Below are 24,577 nucleotides of genomic sequence, written 5' to 3'. Positions count from 1 at the left end.
CTCAGTCCTTGCGCCAGACGGTGCGATTCACATAGTCGGTGTAGCTGAGTACGACGCGCACAACCTGCAACGATACTGGCCCACCCTCGTAGTCAGGCACCAGCGGAATGCTGCGCAGACCCGCCTGGTACTGGCTGGTGATGACCTTGACGGCCGCCAGCACCGAGTCCTTCCTCAAGCCGCTCATGATTAACGTGCCCTGGTCCATGCCTTCGGGACGCTCATGCGCGTTGCGTAGAGTCACGGCCGGCAGGTTGAGCAGCGAGGCTTCTTCAGTAATGGTGCCGCTGTCGGAGAGCACGCAGAAGGCGTTCATCTGCAGCTTGACGTAGTCGAGCAGGCCGAACGGTTTGGAGAAACGGATCAGCGGATGCTCCAGCGACTCGCCCAGCGCCTCCAGGCGCTTGCGGGTGCGCGGATGGGTCGAGACGATCAGCGGGAAACCGTACTCATCGGCCAGCGCGCGCAGGGTGGCGAGCAGGTCGCGCAGATTGTCCGGAGTATCGACGTTCTCTTCGCGGTGTGCGCTGACAATGAAGAATTTGCCCGCCTCCAGCCCCTCGCGGGCCAGTACGTCGGAGGCCTCGATCTTTGGCCGGTAGTAGTCCAGCACCTCGTGCATGTGCGAGCCAGTCTTGATAATGGTCTCGGGGCGAATGCCCTCGGCGATCAGGTAACGACGGGCATGCTCGGTGAGTACCATGTTGATGTCCGAGAGGTGATCCAGCACCTTGCGATTAAGCTCCTCCGGCACGCGCTGGTCGAAGCAGCGGTTGCCCGCCTCCATATGGAACACCGGAATCTTGCGGCGCTTGGCCGCGATCACCGCCAGGCAGGTATTGGTATCGCCATAGAGCAGCAGCGCGTCGGGCTGCTCCAGCTCGAACACCGAGTCGGCCTTGGCGATCACCTCTGCGATGGTCTGTGCGGCGGTGTCGCCGGCGGCTCCGAGGAAATGGTCAGGCTTGCGGATCTCCAGGTCATCGAAGAAGACCTGGTTCAGCTCGTAGTCGTAGTTCTGCCCGGAGTGAACCAGCACGTGGTTGACCTGGCGATCAAGCTCAGCGATCACCCGACTCATCTTGATCAGCTCAGGCCGTGTGCCAACCAGCGTCATGACCTTAAGCATCGAGCTGCTCCTTGATGTAATCAAGCTTGAGCAGCAGCTCCTTGATGCCCGGCACGTCCAGACGCTGTGTATTGTGCGAGGTGTAGTCGTCCAGCTCGGAGATCTTCTCCTCGCCCTCGACGAAGTACTTCTTGTAGTTCAGGTCGCGGTTGTCGGCCGGGATGCGGTAGTAGCGCCCCATGTCCTCGGCCTTGGCCATCTCCTCGCGCGAAACCAGCGATTCGTAGAGCTTCTCGCCGTGGCGGGTACCGATCACCCGCACAGGATTGTCGCAACCGAACAACTCCTTGAGCGCCTGGGCCAGCTCCCCGACGGTGGAGGCCGGTGCCTTCTGCACGAACAGGTCACCCTGCTCGCCATGCTCGAAGGCGTGTAGCACCAGGTCAACGGAGTCCTCCAAGGACATCAGAAAACGCGTCATGTTAGGGTCGGTCACAGTCAGCGGCTCACCGCTGCGCAGTTGCTCGATGAATAACGGGATCACCGAGCCACGCGAGGCCATGACGTTGCCGTAGCGAGTCGCACAGACCACCGTTCCGCCTGAAGGAATCATCCGCGACTTGGCGACCATCAGCTTCTCGGCCATGGCCTTGGAAATACCCATGGCGTTGATCGGATAGACAGCCTTGTCGGTGGATAGAACCACCACCCGCTTCACGCCGCTGGCGATGGCCGCATTGAGCACGTTCTCAGTGCCGTTGACGTTGGTGCGCACCGCCTCCATCGGGTAGAACTCGCAGGACGGTACCTGCTTGAGCGCCGCCGCATGGAAGATATAGTCGACGCCGACCATGGCCTGCCTGAGGCTGTCATAGTCGCGCACGTCGCCGATGTAGAACTTGACCTTGTCATTGGCCAGGGCGATGCGCATGTCCTCCTGCTTCTTCTCGTCGCGGGAGAAGATACGGATCTCGCGCACGTCGGTATCGAGGAAACGCCTGAGCACCGTATGACCGAAGGAGCCGGTGCCTCCGGTGATCATCAATACCTTATTGTCGAACATAGAACCTTCCTGAACGTAAACGCGGCCCGAGGGCTGAATGAACCTGCCCTCTCCCTTTCGGGAAGGGACCGAAAAGAGCATGAAAGCGCCGGCAATCGGCCGGGCTACGAAACTAACCTTGCTGCTGGTGCATACGCCGCACCAGCTCGACCCAGTCCGGCGCCACATAGCCGGTGGCCGCGCGGAAGCGCGAACCATCCAGCGAGCGGTCGATCACGAGTGCATCATCCGGACGAATCTCGATCGACTTGCCGTACTGCGCAGCCACCAGGCTGAGCAGCCGGAACTTGTCGATCGGCTCGGCGGCGACATGATACAGACCATTGAGCTGCGGGTGCGCAAGCACGAAGTCCTTCATCACCCGCGCCAGCTCCACCGTCGGCAGGCCGGAGAAGATCGCCTTGGTGAAACCCCTGATGCTGCCCTGCTGCGCCAGGAACCAGTCCACCAGCGCGTGGCTCGAACCCAGCTCATGACCGATGATCGAAGTGCGCAGGGTGATGGCATGCGGCAGGTCGTGCAGCTCGCCGATGTACTTGGACTTGCCGTAGAGGTCTTCCGCGTCCGACAGATCGCTCTCCTGGTACAGGCCCTTGCGCCCGGAGAACACGCAGTCGGTGCTGACATGGATCAGCCGCGCGCCGCCCAGCTCGCACAGCCGTGCCAGCCGATGCGGCAGCATGGCGTTGATCGGCAGCGCGGTGAGCGGGTCCTTGGCATCTGCAAGATGTTTGATAAGCCCCACACAGTTGACAACCACATCCGGCCGGACTTTGGCCATCACCGTAGCCAGCGCATCCTGGTCGAGCACATCAACGTCGCACAGCAGGCGGGCATGGCTCTCAGCAGCAAAATAACGCAGTGCCGCGGCGCTGCGCAGCGTGCCCCAGGTTTCATGTGTGGCATCCGCTGAAAAGACGCGAAAGACAGCATTGCCAAGCATGCCGGTGACGCCAAGAACCAGAATTCGAGCCATGAATCAAAAACCTTCTCGCAATCTCAAGGCCTGTAGAAAAAACGCAGGAGCCTATCAGAAAAATACAGAATCAGAATATTCAGCAGAATCGACCCAAACAGTAGATAGCTCTGCATTGGCACATAGCCAAAGCTGGTGTAGCGGAACGCGACCACCTGAGCGATCAAAGCACAGAGAACGAGGTTTTTTCCGCCGAACCGATAAACGAAATACTCGATCAACGCCGCGCCAACGGAAAATACAAATACCGCGACAAATAAGAAAAGCGGGGAACCTGGGTAATACAGAAATGCGATATAGCCCGGCAAAGAAATGAAATGCGTGCCGCCATCGCGCGTATTGTCATAGGCCGACTCCACGAAATGCTGGTCATAGAAAGCATTGGCCGAGGTATCAAAACGTTCGGCCAACGCCTCGCCGAACACGCCCCAACCGGTACGCTCTGAGCCGACAACCGCCATCACCCCCTCGATGCCCACCCACCGATCCAGGAACAGCAACGTGGTCTGCTCGCTGACCGCCTCACCGGTTGCGATATCCGGATGGGCGTCATAAAACGCATTGGCACGCAGCCAGTTGACCGACAGCACGGACACCACGAAAAAGCCAACAAAAGCCAACAGCACGAAGCTCGCCAGACCCAGTCGAAGCCGCGGCTCGCTGCGCCTGAACTGGGCAACGGCGCCGTAGAGCAGAGACGAGCCATTGAGGATCATTCCACGGCTCCACAGCGAAATGTTCGACAACGCCGTTTCCAGCAAGGCGATGCTGATCGCGATCCAGTAACGCTCCCGATTGAGCTCGAACTCGAAACGCAGCACGATCGCCGACACCGAAGCCATCCCGAACATAAGCATCCAGGCATAGACGCCGTTAAGTCCAAACGGCAGGTTCACCCGCGCAACCTGACCACGCTGGTAGATGCCTAACCAGGCATTCGACACGCAGACGAGCAGCACCGCGAGAACAAAACCAGTCAACACCACGATTCGGTGCCTACGATAAAACGCAAACAAACCCGAATAGGTGAGTTCCGGCAGCGCATCGGGATACCTGAAGACCCAGCGCTGCCGTACGAAACGTGCAAGCAGGATAGCCCCCAAGGCGCAACACACCACCAGCAAGGCCTTGTCCAGCGACGCGGGAGCTCCGTCGAAATTGCCCACGGAAATATTGAATCGTCCGTCGGAAAACGCCGTTCGGACGCTGAACTTCAACCAGAAGCCGATCCACAACAGAACACCGATGAACGCATCAAAAAATATCGCGCCACGACCAAAGCCGAAGAACAGCACAGCTGTGGAAAGCACAGTGAACAACAGGTAAACCCACGTGCTTCCCGCGTATTCCGCTCCTGCCAGAACGGCCAATATCGCCGTTCCCGCAAAGAACAGCAGCCAGGCAACTCTTGTTATCAATCCCCAACCCATACTCATGTCGCCTCCGGCGAATCAACACATCCAGCAAAACGAATCTTTGCAAGCCTTGCCAGCAGCACACCCCAAATGAAGAACACAAATACACCCGAATACGGTTGGCGCAGCCCGACCTTGAGAAAGTTATCCACCAGCAGCAGAAAAGCCACCACGCCCAACAGCCCCAGCAACTCAACGTCAGACCAGACCCGTGGCAACCGGCGCAAAGCAGAGCATGCGGAATAGAGGATCAGCAGGATAAGCGGCAGCAGGCCCACAAACCCAAAGTTGTAAATGAAGTCCAGGTAGTAATTGTGTGCGCTGGGATATAGAAGTCGATCTGGGGGTTCTACATGACCCAACATGAAAACGCCCCAATTAGAAAGCACCTCACTCACATAAAAGCGCCAAAACATCACGCTTTCCGAAAGATTGGCCGGCACGCCAAGCGCTTCGCCCGTTGTAACAGCAGCGAACTTGTGATCGAAAAACTCGCCGCCATGAACATAGAGGCCCGCTGCTGCTGCACCTATTGCGGCACATGAAATCACTCCACAGGCCCAGTCGACTCGGCGCCAGCACAACATGCGAATAAAGAACCCCAGGCAGGCCAGCAGCATGAAACAGAGCGCGAGCATCGACATCGAAAGAACGGTATACCCACCCATCATCAGGCTGAGCATTAGCAAACCGCTTCGTGGCCAACTCCTGGCTGCGCCGACAAACAGCACGATGGCGAACAGCGCAACGAATACAACAGGCACGTATTGAAGGTGCTGATAGACACTGAAGATAAACAGCGAAGGCGAGAGATAGCCGAGGTCGTCAAGCAGCGTAGAGATCAGTTGCAACGGTATGACCAGGAAAAGCACGCCTGCCCCGGCCTGCGCCAGCATTGATAGCGACAGGTCGCGTTTCCCGTACTGCTGCCCCAGCACCAATGCAAACATCGGCAGGATGTACTGGACCAGCAGGACCAGTTTTTGCCGCCCCTCCCCTCCCTGATCCAGGCCTAGAAGCAGACTGGTCAGCAACATGCCGATAAAGACGAAGAACAGGCACACCAGGGACAGGCGCGCACGGGAGTACCCGCCCAGGAGCACGATGCCGAGATAACAGGCCAGCACCGACACGGGGATCGGCAGTAAGGCCAGCACACCGCCACTGGTGAAGCTACCGGAACGATCGTCGAAGAGACCACCACTGAGCTGGAAGAACAATGGCAGGAAGATCGCGAAGGCGATCAACCGCAGCAGATTTCTTTCCGTAAGGGCGCCGGTCGCCTTCAGTGGCAGCAGGCCACCCCGCTCACTGGCGTAGAACCCCCACGACAGCACTGCCCCCAGTAGGTAAAGTGCTGCCAGGGCATCGCCCCCCAATTCGTAAAAAACGAAGGGGATGCACGCCACCAGCAGAATATTCGCCAGCATGTCCGAGCCGAAGACATCGCCGCCGACCTCATCCTGCAGGATGCGCAGGCGAATGCGCTGCGCCAGTACCATCACCACGCCGCCAACAAGAGAGCATCCCACTGCCAGCCAGAACAGCTGACTCTTCTGCGTCCAGTCCAGAAGATGCGGAGCACTCCAAACCGCAGCCAGCAAGATGCAGCCAGTCAAAGCCACCAGCACAAGCATCAGGTTGAACAACTGGAGCATGCGACCGGGACCCGCCGCGCTGCGCTCCTGGCGCACCATGGTCGGCCCGAGCGCCTGGGAGAACACAGCGCCGAGGATGCCGCCAAGGGCAAAGGCAGAGAACAGATCACCCGCTGTCTCCTTGCCCGCAACCAGCAGGATGAACAGTCGGAATACATAGACGGAAACGCCGATCACCGCGGTGGAACCGAAGTGCGGCAGCATCTGGCGGATGCCGGCCATCACCGGTACGGCATGGCCGAGCGCCCGCCCCAGCGAGGCCAAACTCAGGCAACCGAGCAGCGGCGACAGCGCCCAGACAAGGGTCAGCGGCAGCGCCCACACGCCGTCATCGAGCAATACCAGCAACAATGCCAGGCTCAGCCCCCCCTGGATCAGCAGAAAGCGCAGCGCAGCCGCGCCCTTATGCTGTAGCTCCTGCTCACTGAGAAATACCTCTGCCAGCCACTCTGCCGCCCGCCGCATTACCAGCAGCAGCACGAATAGCCAACCCCCGTCCACCACTCCGATGCACAGCGCGAAAGCCAATACCGCCAGCGGCAGCAGCAGGAACAGACGCAAACGCAGGATGGCCGGGCCGTCCACCCTGCCCGACTCACCCAGAATCAGGCTGCGCGCGTTGCCGGAAAACGAATAGAACAGCGCAACCGTTGCCCCGTGGACCAAACCAAAGTCGGCCGCCAGCGCTGGCTTGCCGAACAGGCTCAGGCCGATCATCACCAGCATCATGGCGAAGGTGTTGGCCATGAAGGCCAGCGGGAAGACCAGCAAGCGCATCAGCAGATCTCCCTGAGGGCCGTCACGGCCCGAGCGGCGTGCACGCGCATCAGCACTGCAGCAGCTCGACCAGTCGGCGCACCTGGCTGGTCATCTCGAAGTGGGCATCGAAATAGGCACGCCCGGAGGTGCCCATTGCGGCGCGCTCGCTGGCACCGAGCGCCTGCATGCAGCGGATGTTGGCTACCAGCGGCAGCACCTGCTCGGCCGGCGAGGCCAGCCCGCCGCGCGCCTCGCAGACCACCCGGGCACCCTCGCCGTTTATGCAGGCCAGGATCGGCCGTCCGGCCGCCAGGTACGCCTGGATCTTGCTGGGAATGGTCTGGGCAAAGGCCGGCTCGTCGTTCAGCGACACCAGCAGGGCCGAAGCACGCTCGAAGATCTGCGGCATGGCCTCCATCGGGAAACGCCCCGGCAGCACCAGGTTGTCCAGCCCCAGCGCCTGCTGCTGGGTCTTGAGCCAGGCCAGGCGGCTGCCACTGCCCACCAGCACCAGCCGGATACGCGGCTCGTCGCGCAGGTGGACCGCCGCCTGCACCAGGGTGTCGAGCGCCTGGGCGGTGCCGAGGTTGCCGGCGAACACCACGCAGAAGTGCTGCTCGAGCAGTTCGAGCAGCTCGCCAGGCACCGGCACCACGGCCTTGCTGCTGACGTCCATGGAATTGGGGTAGTACTGGATCTTCGCCCGGTCGGCATACTGCGCCACCGGCTCGACGAACGCCCGCGACTGCACCAGCAGGGTGTCGCACGAGCGGTAGATGGCACGCACCATCCAGCCCACCGCACGCAACAGGTACGGATTGCGCACGAAACCGGTGGCCGAGAGGCTCTCCGGCCACAGGTCCTGGACCCACAGGGCCAGCCTGGCCTTCTTCAGCCACTTGAGCAGGATCGCCGGAATCGCCTGGGTGATCGGCGAGGGGGCGAACACCAGGATGGCATCGAACTCGCGCCCCCGCAGCATCCAGGGCAGGTACAGCAGACCGCTAAGTACAAAGGACAGGTAATTGAGGATCAGATTCTTCGCCCCACCCTGCCCGCGCGGCCACAGCGGCACCCGTAGTACCTCGATGCGCCCCAGATAGCGTTCGCGCTGGGTACCCGCAGCGCGGTAGCCATCAAAGACCTTGCCATCGGGATAGTTGGGCTTGCCAGCAGCGACGACCACCTCGTGGCCCTGCTCGTCGAGCGTACGCACGATGTCATTGATGATGAAGCTTTCCGGCCAAAAGTACTGGGAGAGCATCAGGATGCGCATGGCTCAGCTACTCGCATTTGATGAAAGTACGCGGTGATAGAGGTCAAGCATGCGCGCCGCATTGACGTCGATCGCGAAGGTTTCCTCGGCCCAACTCTTCGCCTGACATCCAAGCTGACGGCGAAGGTCGGGATCTTCCGCAAGCCGCTGCAACGCGTCGGCGATCAACAGCGGGTCTGGTGTCGGCACCGCCAGCCCTGTCACCCCGTGTAATAAAGCGTCTGGCAATGGATCGCTCACGGCCACGACGCTAGGCACCGAGTAGAACGCCGCCTCGAAGACCGGACGCCCCGCTGCATCCAGATGCGAGGGAAAGCAGAGAATATCCAGTTGTGGATAAAGTTCGCGGACATCGCTCACGAAGCCGAGCAGCTTGACCCGGTCTTCCAGGCCCTCGCGGCAGATCAGTCTCTCCAGCTCACTCCGGACATCTCGCGCAAAACCGAACTTGCGCAGAATCCAGGCCTTGAGTCCGGATATCTCCCGCGCGTTCTCACCCGCTACGAGGCACTGGATGGAAACGCCACGGGATTTCAGGATGCGCATCGCCTCGACCAGCTCGAAGATGCCCTTGAGCGGAATCAGCACGCCGAGGAAGCCGACCTTGACCGGTCCAACTCCGTCACCAGGGAGCCTCTCGACTGGTTGACTGGCTACCTCGAGGCCATTGTGGACGATGCTCAACGGAAGCTCCGGCTCCAGCGTGGCGGCGACAGTGTGATCTATCGCCACCACCGCATCGGCGTATCGACGCAGCAGCCCGTTAAGCCAACGGGTTCGCAAGCCGGAGCCCGGCTTACGCTGCAGCGAGCGAACATGCACCACCATCGGAACGCGTAGCAGCCGTTTGGCGACGACACCCAACGGCAACAGGGTGATTTCGTTGATATGGATCAGGTCGAAGGGTTCGCGCCGCAGCCGCCACAGCCCCGCCAGCGCAAACGGCAGCAGGAGTAACTCGCGTAACAGGATCAACCAGCGAACCTTGCGATAGTAGCCATAACGAGTGTTGTCGAACTGACTGAGTCCCTTTATCGGATGAACCCGCATGCCGGCTCTTTCGAAGGATTGGCAAACGGCTCCGGCAGGAGTGAGAACCGTCCCTCGGACCCCACCATCTTGTAGCAGCCTGTAGAGCTCGATCAGGCTTTTGGATGCGCCACCGAAAGCCGCAGCAGGATGCAGAAACAGAACATTCAAGTGAAAAACCCTTAACGGAAACGAGCTTGCACGCCTTGGCGAACGGACTCAGGAAGTACGCCGCATCTGATAGATCTTGCGAATGAAATCCCAGGCGAAGCGCTCGCTGGGATAAGCATCGTGCGGCTTGCCTGGTCGACGCAGATATTCATCCAGTTGGCCTTCAGACCAGCCCATCTTCTTGAGGAAATACTTGCGGTCCCTGTCGAGCTCCTCCGGCGAGGCGTAGGGAGAACCCTGGAGATGGGCAAGCGCCTGATCGCGAGTCATCTGGCCGCTCATAACCAGCGTCGAGAGATGCAGCTTGCGTTTATCCACATCGAATTTTTCTGGAAGGATGTAGCCCTGATAGAAGCGTGTGAAGACCGATTCGTAGTGCTTGTAGGGATAACGCTTGTAGGCGTACTTCTGCTCGAGCAGCTCCAGCGCTGCTTCCTTCTGGTAGTCGTAGAGGTCGAGAAATGACGCCCACTGAATTCCACGTACGACACGGTTATACACGTAGCCAAGCGTTCCCATGATCGGGAAGGTACGGATCCGCACTGAATTGCGCCGAGCGATCGCCTTGATGTTGCGCTTGTCCCACTTGCGCCAGTTCCAGCCCTCCGGCATGGGCATTCCTTCGGTCGCGGAGTTGCTTCCCGACAGGATGTACTTGATACCGTAGCGCCGCGCCTGCTCGTAGTTCACCGCCAGCATCGCGTTGTCGTAAAGCAGCTCCACATCGATGACATCGGCGTCGAAGAATGACTGCATCAGGCCCTTGTACTCAGGCCAGTCGATAACGTGGGTGTACAGATCAACGCCGAGACGGGTGACCAGATTCTTGATGTTGTTGACCGCCAACTCGGAATTCCAGTTGTTGTCCATGTGCACGGCCAGCGGCCGCAAGCCTTCGCTCAGGGCCAGATGCAACACATAGGAGCTGTCTACTCCACCGGAGAGACCGATGATGCAGTCATATTTCTTGCCCTTCCCAGCCTTCTTCACTTTCTCCACGAAAACCCTGCGCTGCTCCGCGCGCTCGTGCTCGGGGGCGAAGACCACACCGTTTACGCGCTGCTGGAAATAAGTGCAGTAGTTGCAAACGCCCGCGTCGTCGAAAGTGATTGCGGATGCGCTATCGTCCATCACACACCGCGAACAGATCCTGCGTTCTTTAGGAAACATCCTTACCTCTGAAAAGCGACTCGAGCTCTGAATAATTGGGGTAGCTGATCAACACCGCACGATGCGGCCCCTGCAGCACGAACAGGCTGCCAGCAGCGACCGCAGAAGCACCCGCATCGATCGCTTCCACGAAGTGTCCCAGCTCTGCAGCACCACCCAGGGCTATCAGCGGCACATTTACTGCATCAGCAGCGGCCTTGATCAGACGCAGATCATATCCCTGCTGCATTCCGTCACGATCCACGGAGTTGAGCAGGACCTCGCCAGCGCCGGCGGATACGATCGAACGGAGCGCTTGAAGCCAGTCTGCGGACAAGGCCCGACGGGAAGACGAAGACCACAGACGATAACGCCCCAGCCAGTCACGCTTGATATCAATGGAAACAACCACGCTCTGGCTGCCGAAGCGCTGGGCGATCTCTGTGACCAGCGCCGGATTCTGCAGCGCCGACGTCTGCAGCACGACTTTCTCCACGCCGGAAGAGAAGATTCGCCGCGCCTGCTCGATCGTGGATATCCCGCCACCGTAGCCAAGCGGCATGAAGCACTCGGCTGCAATGCTCTCGATCAGCGCATAGTCGGGCTCACGACCCCGAAGGCTGGCATCGATGTCGAGCAACACCAGTTCGTCCACTTCCTTCTCATTGAAGATGCGGATGGCGTTGATCGGATCGCCGATGTACTTGTGTTTGCCAAACTTCTGGGTTTTTACCAAGCCGCCGTCGCGCAACAGCAGGGCCGGTATTACACGATGCTTGAGCACCTCATACCTCCAGGAAGCGGCGGAAGAGTTCCATGCCGAATCGATGGCTCTTCTCCGGGTGAAACTGGAAGCCCCAGATGTTGGCATGGCGAAAGGCGGCCACGAAGGTTTCCCCGTACTCGCATTCCAGCAACACATCCGCAGGGTCAGCGCATTCGACCCGGTAGGCATGCACGAAGTAGAAACGCCGCGGACTGGCCGATGCCGGTAACAGCTCGTCCGCGCGCACCTGTCGCACCTCGTTCCAGCCCATGTGCGGTACCTTCAGCCGCGGGTCGCTGGGACGAAAGCGTCTTGCCTGCGCGTCAACCCAGCCGAGCCCAGGCTCTTGGCCTTCTTCGCTGCCGCGAGTCAGCAACTGCATGCCCAGACAGATACCCATGAGGGGTACCTTGCGCTGATACACGGCCTGCTCCAGCGGCGTGATCCAGCCACCCTGACGCAAGCTGCCGATGCCGTGGTCAAACGCGCCAACGCCCGGCAAAACGAGCTTGGCCGCACTGTCCAGCTCATCTGGAGTGCGGATGATGCGCGCCTCACCACCCACGTGCTGGATCATGTTGACGACCGAAGCCAGATTGCCGCAGCCATAGTCGATCACTGAAATTGTCTGTACGGCCAAGATTCGCTACCGCTCGAAGTGACTTCACGGATTGCCGGCCCACGGCAGACCCGCACAATTTAGGGGCGCAAGGATACGCTGTTTGCAGATCCTTGGCCGCCCGACGTTGGCTCAGCCCGACGCTCCCAGGGCATGGGCCAGATACTTTCGGTAATTGCCGGCCCAGCCAGGCGCCCAGATCTCCTCCGCGAGCGCCTCTGTTTGCCCAGCCCGGGGTGCCTGCAGCGCCTCCACCAGCGCCCGAGCGTCAGAGAAGCCACAGAATGGATGCTGCGGATAACTGAAGCGCGCCTTGGCGGTCTCCCAGAGCATTACGCGGCCCGCTATTCCCTGCGCCTCGAACAGGCCGGTGGAAACCTCACCGACGACCGCGTGAGCCGTGGCAAACGAGCTGTAAATATCCCGATTGTGATCAATCAGCACATCGCCTGCGCGCCCTTCGGGAAAACGCAACTGGACCTCGGCACGCTCCAGCGGATGCGGCCGCAGCACAATGCGGTAGCGGCCACGCAGCAACTGCGCCAGCTCCTGGGCCAGCGCCAGATAGAGTGAAAATTCGATACCATCGCCAAGCAGCAGGATATCGTTCTGTTCTCCCTGTAACGGCGAAATGAATCGACGCTGCTCGCTGTAATGCGGGTTGCCGATCACCCATTTGTGCACCGGCACGTTGATCTGGCTGCTCCACCAAGCGCCGTAACTCAGAAAGTCATGCGGCAGGCAGACACGGTACGCCTCACTCTCGCGCAAAACAGGTGCATAGCAATAGGCGTCGTGGCCGCCGGAGACCATGCCGTGCTGGGGCTCAGCCACGCGGATGCCCATCTCGCGCGCGACCTGATTGAGGGGCGCAAAGTCCCCGTAACAGGCCTGTTCCAGCAGTACCAGGCGCGGCTGTACCCGTTCCAGCAGACGGCGATAGGCAAATTGCATCACGGGCAGTCGCGCCAGCTTGCGCGCCAGCATACCGACCAGCATGTCCATATTCGAGTCGGCGATGGTCAGCCCCAGCAATTGCGAGGCCCGACGCTTGGCATATTCGAGCAGTTCACGCGCGGTTGCCACGTGGTGGTCGCGCGTCAGCAAGCGACCCGCCACAGTGATCGCCCCCTGCCAGGGCAGCCAGTAGGCGACTTGCTGGTTCCAGCGCGGATGCGGTACGTGCCAATCCACCACGCCTTCGACTATCACGGTGTCTGCTGGAGACTCCTGCACGAGGTAATCGGTGATGCGGTTGAACCAGCGGCCTTCGCGCTGAAAATGCCCCGCACCAGTGCCGATCACCAACACCTCACCGCGCATCCGGCCCTGCTGCAGATTGTGGCCCAGTACTTGCGCAAGCGCCCCCAGCGCCTGTCGACGCGGCACCGCAGGCACAGCAGAAACCAGAGGTGCTTGCTGATAGTAGAGATCGGAAATCAGCTGGCGCAGGAACTGATTACGCACCAGAGGCCAGAGCAACACGCCGCTGCGCGGACAACGAAACTCGAGAAACGTCGGATCGTTTTCGATCTCGATCAACTGGGCAAGACTGGGCCGCGTCACTAGATGAGATCCCAACTGATGGGGGTGCCTCGCTTGATCGCCTGCTTGGCCCGTTTGCCGATGACCTGCTCGAAGTACTTCGGCGGCAACCCGAGCCCCGGGCGAATGATGCGGACATTGCAGGGCGACAGCAGATCACCGGCTGCGATGTCTTCGCTGGCGTAGATCGAACGGCGGAACACCCGGCTCTTTTCCTCGGCAGCGGTAGCGCCATAGCTGACGCGTCCCAGCGACTGCCAGGCGCGCTCGGTTTCGACGACCAGCTGCGCCATCTCCTGCGGCTCCATGGAGAAAGCGCTGTCAACCCCCCCCTCGGCGCGGCTCAGAGTGAAGTGCTTCTCCACCACGCTTGCGCCCAGCGCCACCGCCGCTACGGACACGCCGACGCCCATAGTGTGATCGGAAAGACCGGTTTCGCAGCCGAACAGCTCGCGCAGATGCGGAATCGTCAGGATGTTGGTGTTCTCTGGCGATGCCGGATAGGTACTGGTGCACTTGAGCAGGATCAGGTCCTTGCAACCGGCCTGCCGCGCGGCACGAACGGTCTCGTCCAGTTCGGCGACCGTGGCCATGCCGGTGGAAATGATCATCGGCTTGCCGGTCGCAGCCACACGGCAGATCAACGGCAGGTCGGTGTTCTCAAAGGACGCGATCTTGTAGCACGGCACGTCCAGCGACTCGAGAAAATCCACGGCCTTGTCATCGAAGGGTGTGCTGAAGGCGATCATGCCCAGCTCGCGCGCCCGGTCGAAGATCGGCTTGTGCCATTCCCAGGGGGTGAATGCCTCGCCATAGAGCTTGTACAGGGAGGTGCCAGCCCAGAGGCTATTGGGATCACTGATATGGAACTCACCCTCATCCAGATCCAGCGTCATCGAGTCCGCCGTATAGGTCTGGATCTTCAGCGCATGAGCACCCGTGCGGGCCGCCTCTTCGACGATCTGAAGTGCACGCTCCAGCGACTGATTGTGGTTGCCGGACATCTCGGCAATGACGAAGGGCGCGTGACCACGGCCGATGCGACGGTTTGCGATCTTGATTGATTCAGTCATAGCTCATGCAGCTTCTTTGAAAACAGCGTGTTGTCGACGTCATAGCCTGCGGCCATGAACAACCCTTTGGAGACAGTGTTGCCCCCCATGACCTGCGCATGCAGCTGCCGCACTTCGCGGCAATGCTCCATGAGCCAATCCTCCGCACTTTGCAACAGATCGCCCCCGCGACAGCGCACCTGCGCTTCGGGAACGAGATAAATGGATACTTCGGCCTTTTCAGCGTCGATGTCGAAGCGTACGACACCCACGGGCACCCCGCTCTGCAGGCCAACCAGCAGCTTGCGCCGAGTATCGCCAAGCACACCGGCGAACCAACGACAGTGGTCTTCCCAGGCAATCTCGTCATGGTTGCGCGAGACAGCGCGGATCGAGGGGTGATTGCGCCAGCGGAACAGATGCTCGGAGTCTTCTGCACACGCCTCGCGCAGGCTAAGCCCACTACAGCCCATGCGTGTCGCCAGGCGCTGAGCGCCCAGGCCATCCACTGCAGCCGTGCCTGAGCGGGAGATCAAGTGCCGCAAGGCAGCGTTGTGCAGCAACGCCGGCAAGTGCAGGGCAAGGGTCGCCTGCACGTCCGCACCTACCTCGGGCGCATAGACCAGACCCTGCGCAGCCGCATCGGCCAACTGGCGCGTCTGGTTATCTGCACTGCTCAGCGCCAGGGTTGGCAATCCCAGGCTGCAACGCTCCCAGGTCGCGGTACCGCCCGCCCCGATGGCGAGATCGGCACCCGCCATCAGCTCAGCCATTCGCGCGGTCTGCACATGGCAACGATAACCCTGGGTCTGACACAACGATTCGATGGCAACAAGCTGCGGATGCTGTGCGCCAAGCACCACGTCCACCTCGAAGCTGGCCTGACCAACGCCTGCCAGCACCGCCAGTGCCTGACCGGTGAAATTGCGAGCATCGACGCCGCCAAAGAACACCAGCACGCGCCTAACCTGGGTTCGCTGACCGGCCAGGGTTTCACGCAATTGCCGGAACTCCTCGCGCAGCAGGGCGAACCTGGGGCCCAACAACAGACGGCAGGTGTGCGGGACCTTGTCGGCGTAGCGAGTCTGCATGTCCTGATACAGGTTCTGATCGAGCAGCAGGTCGCAATCATGCCGACGATCGGCCAAGTCATCGATGACCAGTATGCGTCTGGCGGCCTGGCGCAGCTGAGCTTCCCAACGGCAGTCCAATGCGTAGTGATCAACGATCAGCCAATCATGCAGCTGACCCTCCAGCGCCGTCAGGCAGTCGACGGCATCGCTGTTTTGATCGCAACCCAACCAGCTCGAGTGCGCCAGATCACCCACGCAGGTGCCAGCCTCGTGCACAGGCAGATGCCGCAAGGCGTGGCCCTGACGCTGCACCAATTGCTGCAGGTGCACAGGCAAATCACGACTGAGAAACACACATTGCGCGCCGCGCTTGAGTAGAGTGTCGGCCAGCGTCAGGCAACGCATGAAGTGCCCGGTTCCGATCTTCTCGCTGGCATCGACGCGCAGAACCACTTTCACGGATTCGCCTCACCGACGAAATTGCGCCGCACTGGAATGCCGGCAGCCTGCATCGCCGTCTTGGCCCCGGCCGGCGTCAGCTCGGTGAAATGGAAGATGCTGGCGGCAGCAACCGCCGAGGCGCCTGCCTGCTGTACCACATCGATCATGTGCTGGTAGTTCCCCGCGCCACCGGAGGCGATCACCGGAATATCCACGGCACGAGCGACGCGCTCCACCAGCGCCAGGTCATAGCCGGTCATGCTGCCGTCACGCTCGATGGAGGTCAGCAGTATCTCGCCGGCGCCACGGTCAGCCAGCTCGCACGCCCAGGCCAGCACCTCACGGCCGGTATCCTGGGTGCCGGCGTGACTAAAGCAGCGGTAGGCACCATCGTCCAGGCGGCGCACATCAATGCTTGCGACCACGCATTGCGCGCCAAAACGCGACGCGGCTGCATTGATCAATCCCGGATCGGCATAGGCCGCACTGTTGATGGCGATCTTGTCGGCCCCGCTATGCAGCAACGCCAGAACCTGCTCGAGACTGCTGATGCCACCACCCACGGTCAGCGGCACCGCACACTCCTCAGAAAAATCGTTGACCGAGTCGTGGTCCGGCCACTCGCTCTCCAGGGTGGCGTTGATATCCACCAGGATGAGCTCGTCGACGTCACGCGCGTTGTAGACCTTGACCGCCGGCAGTACCGGCCCGACCCGACGCCAGCTATCGAAGCCAACGCCTTTCACCAACCCCAGCCCCTTCCAGAGCAGGGTCGGTATGACACGAACCTTCAGCATGGCAAATAACTCAGGAAGTTGCGCAACAGGCGGCGCCCGGCCTTGGAGCTTTTTTCCGGGTGGAACTGACAGCCGAATACATGATCACGGCGCACCGCCGCTGTCAGGTCGACGCCGTAAGGCACGCTCGCGAGCAAGTGCTCGCGTTGCTCGGGAACGAAGGCGTAGCTGTGTACGAAATAAAAATCTGCGGCGGACGGAATGCCCTCGAAGAGAACGTCTTGCTCGGCGTGACGCACCTCGTTCCAACCCACATGAGGAATACGCAGCGTGCAGCCCAGAGCGTCAAGGCGACGTACCTGCCCGGGAATCAAGCCGAGACCGGGCGTGACGCCACCTTCGTGACCCTCCCCGGCGAGCATCTGCATACCCAGACAGATTCCCAGCAGAGGTTTGCCCTGCTCGCCAACCAGCTCGCGCAGCGCATCGCTCCAGCCACCCTGGTCCAGGTGCGCCATGCCCTCAGCAAAGGCACCCACGCCAGGCAGGACGATGCGATTGACGTCATAAAGCGCCGACGGGTGATTGGCGATCAACGGCTCGGCACCGAGCTCCTCGAAGGCCCGGCGCACCGAGCCCAGATTGCCCATCCCGTAGTTGACAATGGCGATCTTCATGGATTGTCGTGGTTCAGCTTCTCGAGGTTGCCATGCCGATCCTTCACCAACGCACCCGAGGCATCACGCTTGAAGATCTTCTTGTTGGTGAACCGGTCGCAGATCTTGATGAACTCATCGGTAGTCATTTCCAGCGGTTCGAGAATCTCGGCCAACGGCTTGCCCAGGTAGCTCCAGGGGAACTTGCCGTCACGCGCCTTGACGATCTCGATGGCGTCCTGCCGCGTGATACGACCACGCCGCACATGCAGGCAGGCAATGTCGGTCGCGCGGGAAAAGCCGAACTTCAGATATTTGAAGTAGTCGTGGATGCCGGTCTGGTGGTTGTCGAGGTTCTCGTAATTCACCATCGAGCCTTCGACCGGCTCGTCGTAAGTGACGAAGCCGTTGGCCTGGGCGATCAGCGCGTTGGACAGGCCGTCCCATGGCAGGTAATGGCCGAGGAATAGGCCGGTCACACCGACTCGCTGCAACTCCTCGTCGGACGGGTACTGATACGGCAACAGATGGCGCTGCTCGATGCCGTAAGTTTCGGACAGGTCCGACACCCGCAAGCCGAGCAGGCCGCCAAACTCTTCCAGCCAGCGCCGGGTCAAGGTGTTGTTCTCGGTCGCGGCTGCCGGGCCGCCATACTCGTTCTGCGAGTTCTCGCCCCAGACGATCAAGGGCACGTTGTACTGCACCGCTGCACGCACCGGAATGGTGAAAATGCCGACGTGCTCCGGCCAAGAAATATCACCGACCTCGGTCAGGCCGATGCGATTGAGCTTAGCGCGCACCAGAGGGTTGGGCGTGAACGCTACATGGTCGACACCCAGGCGCTGCAGGTTCTCGATATTGCGCCGGCCGATTTCGCTCAGGTCACAGGTGGTCGAGGTCACGCACAGCGGATTGAGGCCCAGCTGCAACATGCGGATCACCTGATAGGTGCTGTCCTTGCCGCCGCTCACCGGAACGATGCAGTCCCAGTTGCTGCCATGCTGTCGATATTTCTCCAGCAGCGTCAGCAGCTCGCTCTTGCGCTGGTCCCAATCGACTTCCTTGCGCTTCTCGTAGGAGCGACAGGCGTTGCAGACGCCCTCTTCGTCGATGTGCAGATCCGGCTTGGTATGCGGCATCACGCAACGAACACAGTACTTGAGCATCTCAGGCCCCTTTTTCCATTAGGAACCAAGTGATGTCGTCCTGCGGGAACGCAGGATCGCGGCGATAGGCGAAGCCGTAATCGACCAGCTTCAGATCCGGATACTTATCCATCATCTCGCCGGCAAAATCGCGCTTGAACAAGCGGTCGGCATGCCCGCGGTAGGAAATCGCCACGGGAGAGGGATTGTAGTACTCACATACCAGCACGAATCGGCGAGACGCCGTGTAAAGCTTCTCGTAGACCACCGGCAACATGTCCGGATTGATGTGGATGAGCACACCCTTGATCAGGGAAAGGTCCACCTGCTGCTCGACTGGGTAATTGAAGATCGAACCTTCGTAGACGTTGTCCTGACCGATGTGCAAGCGCAGCTGGGCCGCCGCGTCGGGATTGATCTCCACGCCGTGCAGGGCCACGTCCGGATAAAGCAGCTGCAGGGCACGCAGGTTCATCCCGATGTTGGCGCCAAACTCGATGGCAGAGCCGACCCGACCCGCCTGCTTGAGCGCCTTGGTGAAGAAATTCAGGTTGGAAGCCAGCAACTGCTGGCTGTCGTTGCGGCCGATGTACTCGGAGCCGAATTCGCCCGCCCAGAAGCCTTCCTGCGGCGTCACATAATCCGATGCACTCATTGTGTCTGGTCACTCATCATTTGTTTGAAGATCATTTCAGCGCGAATCCAATCGTCCATGTCATCGATGTCCTGCACCCTCCAGCGCGGAATGGTGACAGGCATCGAGTGGCGATCGAAAATCCTCAGCCCCTGCGTCCAGGCGCCTGGGCGCCCCCAGTAAAACTGCGCGGCATCATGCAGAGCCACGGGCAAATCCTGGGAGCGTGTGGAAAAGTACTCTGGAAACAGCATAGCGAGTCCACCTTCGGGCAACGCCTGGAAGGCGCGATAAACCGACGGCGAAAACTCCGCGACCGAGAAAGCATATGCCCAATCGCCCGATTGCAAAACCTCGAGGCCGCGCCTGAGGTCGTCCGTGAGGATCAACGGCGCGGTGGCATAGATGCAGCAGACCGCAGCCAAAGCCTGGCTCTGGGCCTCGAGCCATCGGGAGGCATGGGCGACCACCTCGGTGGTACCGGCATAGTCGTCAGACAGCTCTGGCGGACGTATGAATGGCGTTTCGGCACCCCACGCACGCGCCACCTCAGCGATCTCCTCATCGTCGGTAGACACGATGATCCGCTCGAAAAGACCGCTCTGCTGCGCCGCCTGGATCGACCAGGCGATCATGGGACGACCGCAGAAGGTCTTGATGTTCTTGCGCGGAATGCGCTTGCTGCCGCCTCGCGCCGGAATGACCGCGACGTTCAAGACAAGGCCTCACGCAGCAGATCGACGACGCACCGCTGCTCTTCATCGGTCAGGTCGTAGAACAACGGCAGGCTGAAGGCTTCAGCGAAATAACGCTCCGCCTGCGGGAAGTCACCCGTCTTGAAACCCAGATTGCGGTAATAGGGCTGGGTATGCACGGGGATGTAGTGCACCTGCACCCACACATCCGCGGCACGCAAACGGGAAAACACCTCAAGACGCCGCTCCGCCGCCACACGAATCGGATACAGATGCCAGGCCGACTCTGCGCTCGGCTGCGGCAAGACGATGGGCAAGTCAACCAGCAGTTCATGGTACTGCCTCACCAGCTCCCGCCGTCTGGCAATGAACTGCGGCAGACGCCCCAGCTGGCTCTGCCCCAGCGCAGCCTGCAGATTGGTCATGCGGTAGTTGAAGCCCAACTCTATCTGCTGGTATTCCCAAGGGCCCTGCGGCGTACTCACCAGCTCGTCGCTGCCCTGGGCGATGCCATGGGTACGCAAGCGCACCAGGCGCTTCGCCAGCGCGGTGTCGTTGCACAGCAACATGCCGCCCTCGCCCGTGGTGATGATCTTTACCGGATGAAAGCTGAACACGGTGATGTCGCTGTACTGACAGGCACCCACCTGTACACCGTCATGGCTCGCCCCCACGGCATGCGAAGCATCTTCGATCACGCGAAAGCCATACTCCCGGGCCAACTGCCCGATCGCGCGCATATCGCAACTGCGCCCAGCAAAATGCACCGGGATCACCACCTTCGGCAGGCGCCCGGCCAGGCGGGCTACCGCCAGCTTCTCGGCCAGGCGCTCCACGCTGATGTTGAGCGTTTGCGGATCGATGTCGACGAAGTCCACATCAGCGCCGCAGTAGCGCGCGCAATTGGCACTGGCGACAAAGGTATTAGGGCTGGTCCAGACCAAGTCCCCCGGACCGACATCCAGCGCCAGACAGGCAATGTGCAGAGCCGCAGTAGCGTTGCTTACCGCCACCGCGTGCTGCGCCTGACAGGCCGCGGCAACGGCCTGCTCGAAGCTGGCGATACCCGGCCCCTGGGTCAGCCATTCCGAACGCAGGACATCGACCACTGCGGCGATGTCGTCATCACTTATATTTTGTCGACCGTATGGAATCATAAGTCCTACATCACATGATTAACCGAGACTAATAACCAAATCAAATTGCTGAAGGAAGCTTCTTTCTAATGAGCTTCGCCGGAACACCGCCCCAAATTTCATTTGGCGGAATGTCTCGAACCACTACACTATTCGCTCCTACGACACTATTTTCTCCAATGGAAACACCGGGATTTATCAGCACATTAGCTCCAATCCAGCAAGCATCACCAATTACAACGTCACCAGTTTTTGAGGGCACTGGCTTCACCCGGAGATCGCTATCCGCCTTCATTGACTCGGTAAATATCCGAACATTTGAAGAAATATGACAGCCACTACCAATTTCAACATTGCAATCCACAGAAGACTGCACAGTAGAGCTATCACCAATATAGCTATTACCCGCCAACACTATCCGCCCATTGCCATAGAGCAAAATATTTTTTCCATTAAAACGAAACTCAGGTGATATTTCATACCGCCTGCGGAACTCCAGATAAATTACTCGCCAGTAGGCCGCATTGATCACCAGCAGGAGCCTTACCAAAAACCTATTTAAACTAACCCACATTGAAGCTTTCTCTTTTGCAAAATAGCGAGCGCCACGGAAGAGGAAAAACACCCTGAGCCAGACGCCAAGCACCTAGGAAGAACAGTATTTGAACCAACACATAAGCCCAGGCTGCTCCGTTCACACCTATTTTCTCAACCGACACATAGGTAAGAACGATGCTCATCAACCCCACAACCAATGTCAGTTTCGCTAGCAGAATGGTCCGTTCAAAAAAGAATAAAAAGCCAGCTACCACGTAGTACATCCCCATGAATGCATTACCGAAACCCACTAACTGGGCTATTGGCAGCGATGCACTATATTGCTCTCCAACGATTAACGGATAAAAGTATGGCAGTAGCGCCACATAACCGAGCGCGAATACCAGAAACCCTACGAAAACAACTGCGCATTGCCGCACGATACGAACGCCCGAAGAGGAGTCTTGGCTTTTCAACTCAGAAAAAAGATGAGGGCCGAAAGCCTTGACAAATGCATCAGCCAAAAGCCCAACCACCATTCCCATTTGCACCCCCACCGCATACGCACCTGTCGCTCCAACTCCCAGCAAGTGAGTAATGATAAAGCGATCACTCATGGCGATCATCATGGCGCCCACGGCATGAGGGATCAACGGGACACCAAAGCGCAAAGCGGCTCGTATGTAATCTATATCAATGGTCCAGCGCACCAACACCCGGCGCTGCAGGCCATAGATCGCAATGCCGGCAAAAAGAAACACCGCAACGCAGATACCTAGAACCCTGCCTTCCCAGCCCATACCAAGCAAAAGAATAAGCCCCAGCGAAAGCCCAAGATTCAAGGAAGTCTGCAGAATCTGAAACAAGCCATAGCGCCACACCTCACTCCTGACCTGCCAGATCGCCAAGCGCACCTGCACGATAGCTTGCGCGGCCGATGCCAATACTGCGATCAGCAGCCAGCCCTCTGGGATTTCTACCCAGCGAGAAAGCGGCCCTGCCATCAACCAGACGATAAGCAGAACCAAGCTAGTGCTGATGGCCAGAAGACCCAGACAAGCACCAACGAAGCGAGGGTGATCAGTGTCTGCATCGAAATGGCGCACGCTCACAGCACCGTGGATACTAAGCCCGGTAAACGCCGTAAGCACACTCACGACCGTAGCGAACATGGTGACCGCACCATACTCCGCCGGCGCTAAGACCCTTGTCAGCACCGGCAGTAACAAAAATGGAATGGCACTATTTAGGACGTTCGCCAGGGCGTAGGTAGCGGTAGAGTTCACTAGCCGTTTAAAGGCACTCATGAGTGCGAATTTCGCAGAGCATCAATCACCATCGCCTGCTGCATATCTTCCAGATATGGATGCATTGGCAGACTCATAACCTTCTGCGCGACCGCATCGCCCACCGGCAGCCTTGCCGCATCGTCCTTAACCGCGGGTTGGCGATTGAGCGGAATAGGGTAATGCACGGCCGTGGGTACGCCGGCAGCCTTGAGTTGCTCCTGCACCCGGTCCCGCGCCTCAACCTGCACCGTGTACTGGGCCCAGGCACTGAGGTTGTGCGCCTCGACGAAGGGCGCGGCGATGCCGGACTTGCCGAGCAGATGCGTATAACGCAGGGCAGCCTGCTCACGCAATTCCAGCTCGCGCGGGAAGATTTCCAGCTTGGGCAGCAGGATGGCCGCCTGCACGGTATCCAGGCGGCTGTTAACGCCGACACGAATGTGGTGATAACGACGATCCTGCCCATGGCGGGCGATCTGGCGCAGAACCTTGGCCAGTTCTTCATCGTTAGTGAAGACTGCACCGCCATCGCCATAACAACCCAGAGGCTTGCTTGGGAAGAAGCTGGTGCAGGCGATAGTCGTCAAGTTGCAGGAACGCTTGCCTTTGTAAATGGCGCCGAAACTCTGCGCAGCATCCTCGATTACGGGGATGCCGTGTTTTGCCGCGATGATGTTAATGGCGTCGAAATCGGCGCACTGCCCGTAAAGAGAAACCGGGATGATCGCCTTGGTCCGTGGAGTGATAGCAGCTTCCAGCAACTGCGGATTGAGATTGTAGGTACGCGGACAGACGTCCACATAGACCGGCTGGGCGCCCAGCAGTGCAACGGTCTCGGCGGTAGCGATATAGGTGAAGCCAGGAGTGATAACCTCGTCGCCCGGGCCGATGCCCAGTGCCATCTGGGCGATCTGCAAGGCATCGGTACCATTGGCTACGCTGATGCAGTACTTCGCACCGACGAAGGCCGCTAGCTTCTCTTCCAGCTCGCTGACTTCCGGGCCGAGGATGTATTGGCCATGCGCGAGCACGCGCTGGATGCCGGCGTCGATTTTTTCCTTGATCAGCGCCTGCTGGGCCTTGAGGTCGATGAACTCAATCACGCCACGCTCTCCTTGCTCAATACACGGCCACGCAGAACATACTGCGCACCAGTGTGGATGCATGGCGCGCTGCCCTCACCTTCCAGTGGCAGTTCCAGCTGTTCGCCAAACTCGCTCATCCAGCCGATCTGCCGTGCTGGCACGCCGACCATCAGGGCATAGGCAGGCACATTCTTGTTGATCACAGCGCCGGCGCCAACGAAGGCAAACTCGCCGATGGTCACGCCGCAAACAATGGTGCAGTTGGCACCAAGTGTGGCGCCCTTTCTCACCAGAGTGTCGCGGTACTCGCTCTTGCGCTCGATCAGCGAGCGTGGGTTGTAGACGTTGGTGAAAACCATGCTCGGGCCGCAGAACACGCCCTCTTCCAGGGTCACACCATCGTAGACCGAGACGTTATTCTGGATCTTGCAGTTGTCGCCGATGACCACCTTGTTGCCAACGAAGACGTTCTGCCCGAGCGAGACGCCCTGACCAATGCGCGCCCCGCCACAGACATGGACGAAGTGCCAGACGCGCGAGCCTTCACCGATCTGCGCGCCGTCGTCGACGATGGCGCTGGGGTGCTGATAGTGGCTCATGGC

General features: G+C 59.9%; 23 protein-coding genes. All 23 read right to left on the bottom strand.

The annotated features are described in order from the left end of the window. Position 1: 1 nt before the first annotated feature. On the bottom strand, positions 2-1,129 hold the full coding sequence (gene wecB / locus FFS62_RS04830) for a non-hydrolyzing UDP-N-acetylglucosamine 2-epimerase (RefSeq protein ID WP_137971663.1): 1,128 nt from the start codon (positions 1,127-1,129) through the stop codon (positions 2-4). Beyond that, a complete protein-coding gene (locus FFS62_RS04825; RefSeq protein WP_137971662.1) occupies positions 1,122-2,132 on the bottom strand; it encodes a nucleoside-diphosphate sugar epimerase/dehydratase in 1,011 nt (336 codons plus the stop codon). The genes wecB and FFS62_RS04825 overlap by 8 nt, the downstream gene beginning before the upstream one ends. Positions 2,133-2,244: 112 nt before the next feature. Then, positions 2,245-3,108: an SDR family oxidoreductase gene (locus FFS62_RS04820; protein WP_137971661.1), complete on the bottom strand. Its 864-nt coding sequence runs from the start codon at positions 3,106-3,108 to the stop codon at positions 2,245-2,247. A gap of 23 nt (positions 3,109-3,131) precedes the next feature. Further along, entirely contained in the window at positions 3,132-4,544 is a 1,413-nt protein-coding gene (locus FFS62_RS04815; RefSeq protein WP_137971660.1) for a hypothetical protein, read from the bottom strand. Continuing rightward, positions 4,541-6,958: a hypothetical protein gene (locus tag FFS62_RS04810; protein ID WP_137971659.1), complete on the bottom strand. Its 2,418-nt coding sequence runs from the start codon at positions 6,956-6,958 to the stop codon at positions 4,541-4,543. The genes FFS62_RS04815 and FFS62_RS04810 overlap by 4 nt, the downstream gene beginning before the upstream one ends. A 49-nt stretch (positions 6,959-7,007) precedes the next feature. Further along, positions 7,008-8,216 carry a glycosyltransferase family 4 protein gene (locus tag FFS62_RS04805; RefSeq protein ID WP_137971658.1) on the bottom strand — a complete coding sequence of 403 codons (1,209 nt, stop codon included), beginning with the start codon at positions 8,214-8,216 and terminating at the stop codon, positions 7,008-7,010. A 3-nt stretch (positions 8,217-8,219) separates the two neighbouring features. Further along, positions 8,220-9,416 carry a glycosyltransferase family 4 protein gene (locus FFS62_RS04800; protein WP_137971657.1) on the bottom strand — a complete coding sequence of 399 codons (1,197 nt, stop codon included), beginning with the start codon at positions 9,414-9,416 and terminating at the stop codon, positions 8,220-8,222. A 48-nt stretch (positions 9,417-9,464) separates the two neighbouring features. After that, positions 9,465-10,586, bottom strand: coding sequence for an N-acetyl sugar amidotransferase (locus tag FFS62_RS04795; RefSeq protein WP_137971656.1), 1,122 nt, complete (start codon positions 10,584-10,586; stop codon positions 9,465-9,467). Next, positions 10,576-11,349, bottom strand: a complete 774-nt coding sequence (locus FFS62_RS04790) for an AglZ/HisF2 family acetamidino modification protein (protein ID WP_137971655.1) — start codon at positions 11,347-11,349, stop codon at positions 10,576-10,578. Before FFS62_RS04790 ends, FFS62_RS04795 begins: the two co-directional genes overlap by 11 nt. 1 nt (position 11,350) lies before the next feature. Continuing rightward, the gene (gene hisH, locus FFS62_RS04785) at positions 11,351-11,950 is read right to left on the bottom strand and encodes an imidazole glycerol phosphate synthase subunit HisH (protein WP_256662113.1); all 600 of its coding nucleotides are present in this window, start codon (positions 11,948-11,950) and stop codon (positions 11,351-11,353) included. A gap of 132 nt (positions 11,951-12,082) precedes the next feature. Further along, on the bottom strand, positions 12,083-13,492 hold the full coding sequence (locus tag FFS62_RS04780) for a hypothetical protein (protein ID WP_137971654.1): 1,410 nt from the start codon (positions 13,490-13,492) through the stop codon (positions 12,083-12,085). A gap of 23 nt (positions 13,493-13,515) precedes the next feature. Further along, entirely contained in the window at positions 13,516-14,568 is a 1,053-nt protein-coding gene (gene pseI, locus FFS62_RS04775) for a pseudaminic acid synthase (protein WP_137971653.1), read from the bottom strand. Then, complete coding sequence (gene pseG / locus FFS62_RS04770; RefSeq protein WP_137971652.1) at positions 14,565-16,079, bottom strand: UDP-2,4-diacetamido-2,4,6-trideoxy-beta-L-altropyranose hydrolase; 1,515 nt, start codon at positions 16,077-16,079, stop codon at positions 14,565-14,567. The genes pseI and pseG overlap by 4 nt, the downstream gene beginning before the upstream one ends. Further along, positions 16,076-16,858 carry an imidazole glycerol phosphate synthase subunit HisF gene (gene hisF, locus FFS62_RS04765; protein WP_137971651.1) on the bottom strand — a complete coding sequence of 261 codons (783 nt, stop codon included), beginning with the start codon at positions 16,856-16,858 and terminating at the stop codon, positions 16,076-16,078. Before hisF ends, pseG begins: the two co-directional genes overlap by 4 nt. Next, on the bottom strand, positions 16,852-17,475 hold the full coding sequence (gene hisH / locus FFS62_RS04760; RefSeq protein ID WP_137971650.1) for an imidazole glycerol phosphate synthase subunit HisH: 624 nt from the start codon (positions 17,473-17,475) through the stop codon (positions 16,852-16,854). Before hisH (FFS62_RS04760) ends, hisF begins: the two co-directional genes overlap by 7 nt. Beyond that, positions 17,472-18,620 (bottom strand): N-acetyl sugar amidotransferase, encoded by a 1,149-nt coding sequence (locus FFS62_RS04755; RefSeq protein WP_137971649.1) that lies wholly within the window; start codon positions 18,618-18,620, stop codon positions 17,472-17,474. The genes hisH (FFS62_RS04760) and FFS62_RS04755 overlap by 4 nt, the downstream gene beginning before the upstream one ends. Before the next feature lies 1 nt (position 18,621). After that, a complete protein-coding gene (locus FFS62_RS04750; RefSeq protein ID WP_137971648.1) occupies positions 18,622-19,254 on the bottom strand; it encodes a pseudaminic acid biosynthesis-associated methylase in 633 nt (210 codons plus the stop codon). Then, entirely contained in the window at positions 19,251-19,949 is a 699-nt protein-coding gene (gene pseF, locus FFS62_RS04745; RefSeq protein WP_137971647.1) for a pseudaminic acid cytidylyltransferase, read from the bottom strand. The genes FFS62_RS04750 and pseF overlap by 4 nt, the downstream gene beginning before the upstream one ends. After that, a complete protein-coding gene (gene pseC / locus FFS62_RS04740; RefSeq protein ID WP_137971646.1) occupies positions 19,946-21,085 on the bottom strand; it encodes a UDP-4-amino-4,6-dideoxy-N-acetyl-beta-L-altrosamine transaminase in 1,140 nt (379 codons plus the stop codon). The genes pseF and pseC overlap by 4 nt, the downstream gene beginning before the upstream one ends. Before the next feature lie 40 nt (positions 21,086-21,125). Continuing rightward, positions 21,126-21,638 carry a DapH/DapD/GlmU-related protein gene (locus FFS62_RS23525; RefSeq protein ID WP_171016266.1) on the bottom strand — a complete coding sequence of 171 codons (513 nt, stop codon included), beginning with the start codon at positions 21,636-21,638 and terminating at the stop codon, positions 21,126-21,128. Beyond that, positions 21,628-22,908 (bottom strand): lipopolysaccharide biosynthesis protein, encoded by a 1,281-nt coding sequence (locus tag FFS62_RS04730; RefSeq protein WP_137971645.1) that lies wholly within the window; start codon positions 22,906-22,908, stop codon positions 21,628-21,630. Before FFS62_RS04730 ends, FFS62_RS23525 begins: the two co-directional genes overlap by 11 nt. Further along, positions 22,905-23,993, bottom strand: a complete 1,089-nt coding sequence (locus FFS62_RS04725) for a DegT/DnrJ/EryC1/StrS aminotransferase family protein (RefSeq protein ID WP_137971644.1) — start codon at positions 23,991-23,993, stop codon at positions 22,905-22,907. Before FFS62_RS04725 ends, FFS62_RS04730 begins: the two co-directional genes overlap by 4 nt. Next, entirely contained in the window at positions 23,990-24,574 is a 585-nt protein-coding gene (gene wbpD / locus FFS62_RS04720; RefSeq protein WP_137971643.1) for a UDP-2-acetamido-3-amino-2,3-dideoxy-D-glucuronate N-acetyltransferase, read from the bottom strand. The genes FFS62_RS04725 and wbpD overlap by 4 nt, the downstream gene beginning before the upstream one ends. Positions 24,575-24,577: the final 3 nt, after the last annotated feature.

Source organism: Pseudomonas sp. F(2018), assembly GCF_005508865.1.
Taxonomy (GTDB): domain Bacteria; phylum Pseudomonadota; class Gammaproteobacteria; order Pseudomonadales; family Pseudomonadaceae; genus Aquipseudomonas.
This window is presented reverse-complemented; position numbering and strand designations above follow the sequence as displayed.

Coding starts and splice junctions, on each gene's coding strand:
- wecB (WP_137971663.1), bottom strand. CDS start 1,129: ATGCTTAAGGTCATGACGCTGGTTGGCACACGGCCTGAGCTGATCAAG.
- FFS62_RS04825 (WP_137971662.1), bottom strand. CDS start 2,132: ATGTTCGACAATAAGGTATTGATGATCACCGGAGGCACCGGCTCCTTC.
- FFS62_RS04820 (WP_137971661.1), bottom strand. CDS start 3,108: ATGGCTCGAATTCTGGTTCTTGGCGTCACCGGCATGCTTGGCAATGCT.
- FFS62_RS04815 (WP_137971660.1), bottom strand. CDS start 4,544: ATGAGTATGGGTTGGGGATTGATAACAAGAGTTGCCTGGCTGCTGTTC.
- FFS62_RS04810 (WP_137971659.1), bottom strand. CDS start 6,958: ATGCGCTTGCTGGTCTTCCCGCTGGCCTTCATGGCCAACACCTTCGCC.
- FFS62_RS04805 (WP_137971658.1), bottom strand. CDS start 8,216: ATGCGCATCCTGATGCTCTCCCAGTACTTTTGGCCGGAAAGCTTCATC.
- FFS62_RS04795 (WP_137971656.1), bottom strand. CDS start 10,586: ATGTTTCCTAAAGAACGCAGGATCTGTTCGCGGTGTGTGATGGACGAT.
- pseI (WP_137971653.1), bottom strand. CDS start 14,568: ATGACTGAATCAATCAAGATCGCAAACCGTCGCATCGGCCGTGGTCAC.
- hisF (WP_137971651.1), bottom strand. CDS start 16,858: ATGCTGAAGGTTCGTGTCATACCGACCCTGCTCTGGAAGGGGCTGGGG.
- hisH (WP_137971650.1), bottom strand. CDS start 17,475: ATGAAGATCGCCATTGTCAACTACGGGATGGGCAATCTGGGCTCGGTG.
- FFS62_RS04755 (WP_137971649.1), bottom strand. CDS start 18,620: ATGCTCAAGTACTGTGTTCGTTGCGTGATGCCGCATACCAAGCCGGAT.
- FFS62_RS04750 (WP_137971648.1), bottom strand. CDS start 19,254: ATGAGTGCATCGGATTATGTGACGCCGCAGGAAGGCTTCTGGGCGGGC.
- pseC (WP_137971646.1), bottom strand. CDS start 21,085: ATGATTCCATACGGTCGACAAAATATAAGTGATGACGACATCGCCGCA.
- FFS62_RS23525 (WP_171016266.1), bottom strand. CDS start 21,638: ATGTGGGTTAGTTTAAATAGGTTTTTGGTAAGGCTCCTGCTGGTGATC.
- FFS62_RS04730 (WP_137971645.1), bottom strand. CDS start 22,908: ATGAGTGCCTTTAAACGGCTAGTGAACTCTACCGCTACCTACGCCCTG.
- wbpD (WP_137971643.1), bottom strand. CDS start 24,574: ATGAGCCACTATCAGCACCCCAGCGCCATCGTCGACGACGGCGCGCAG.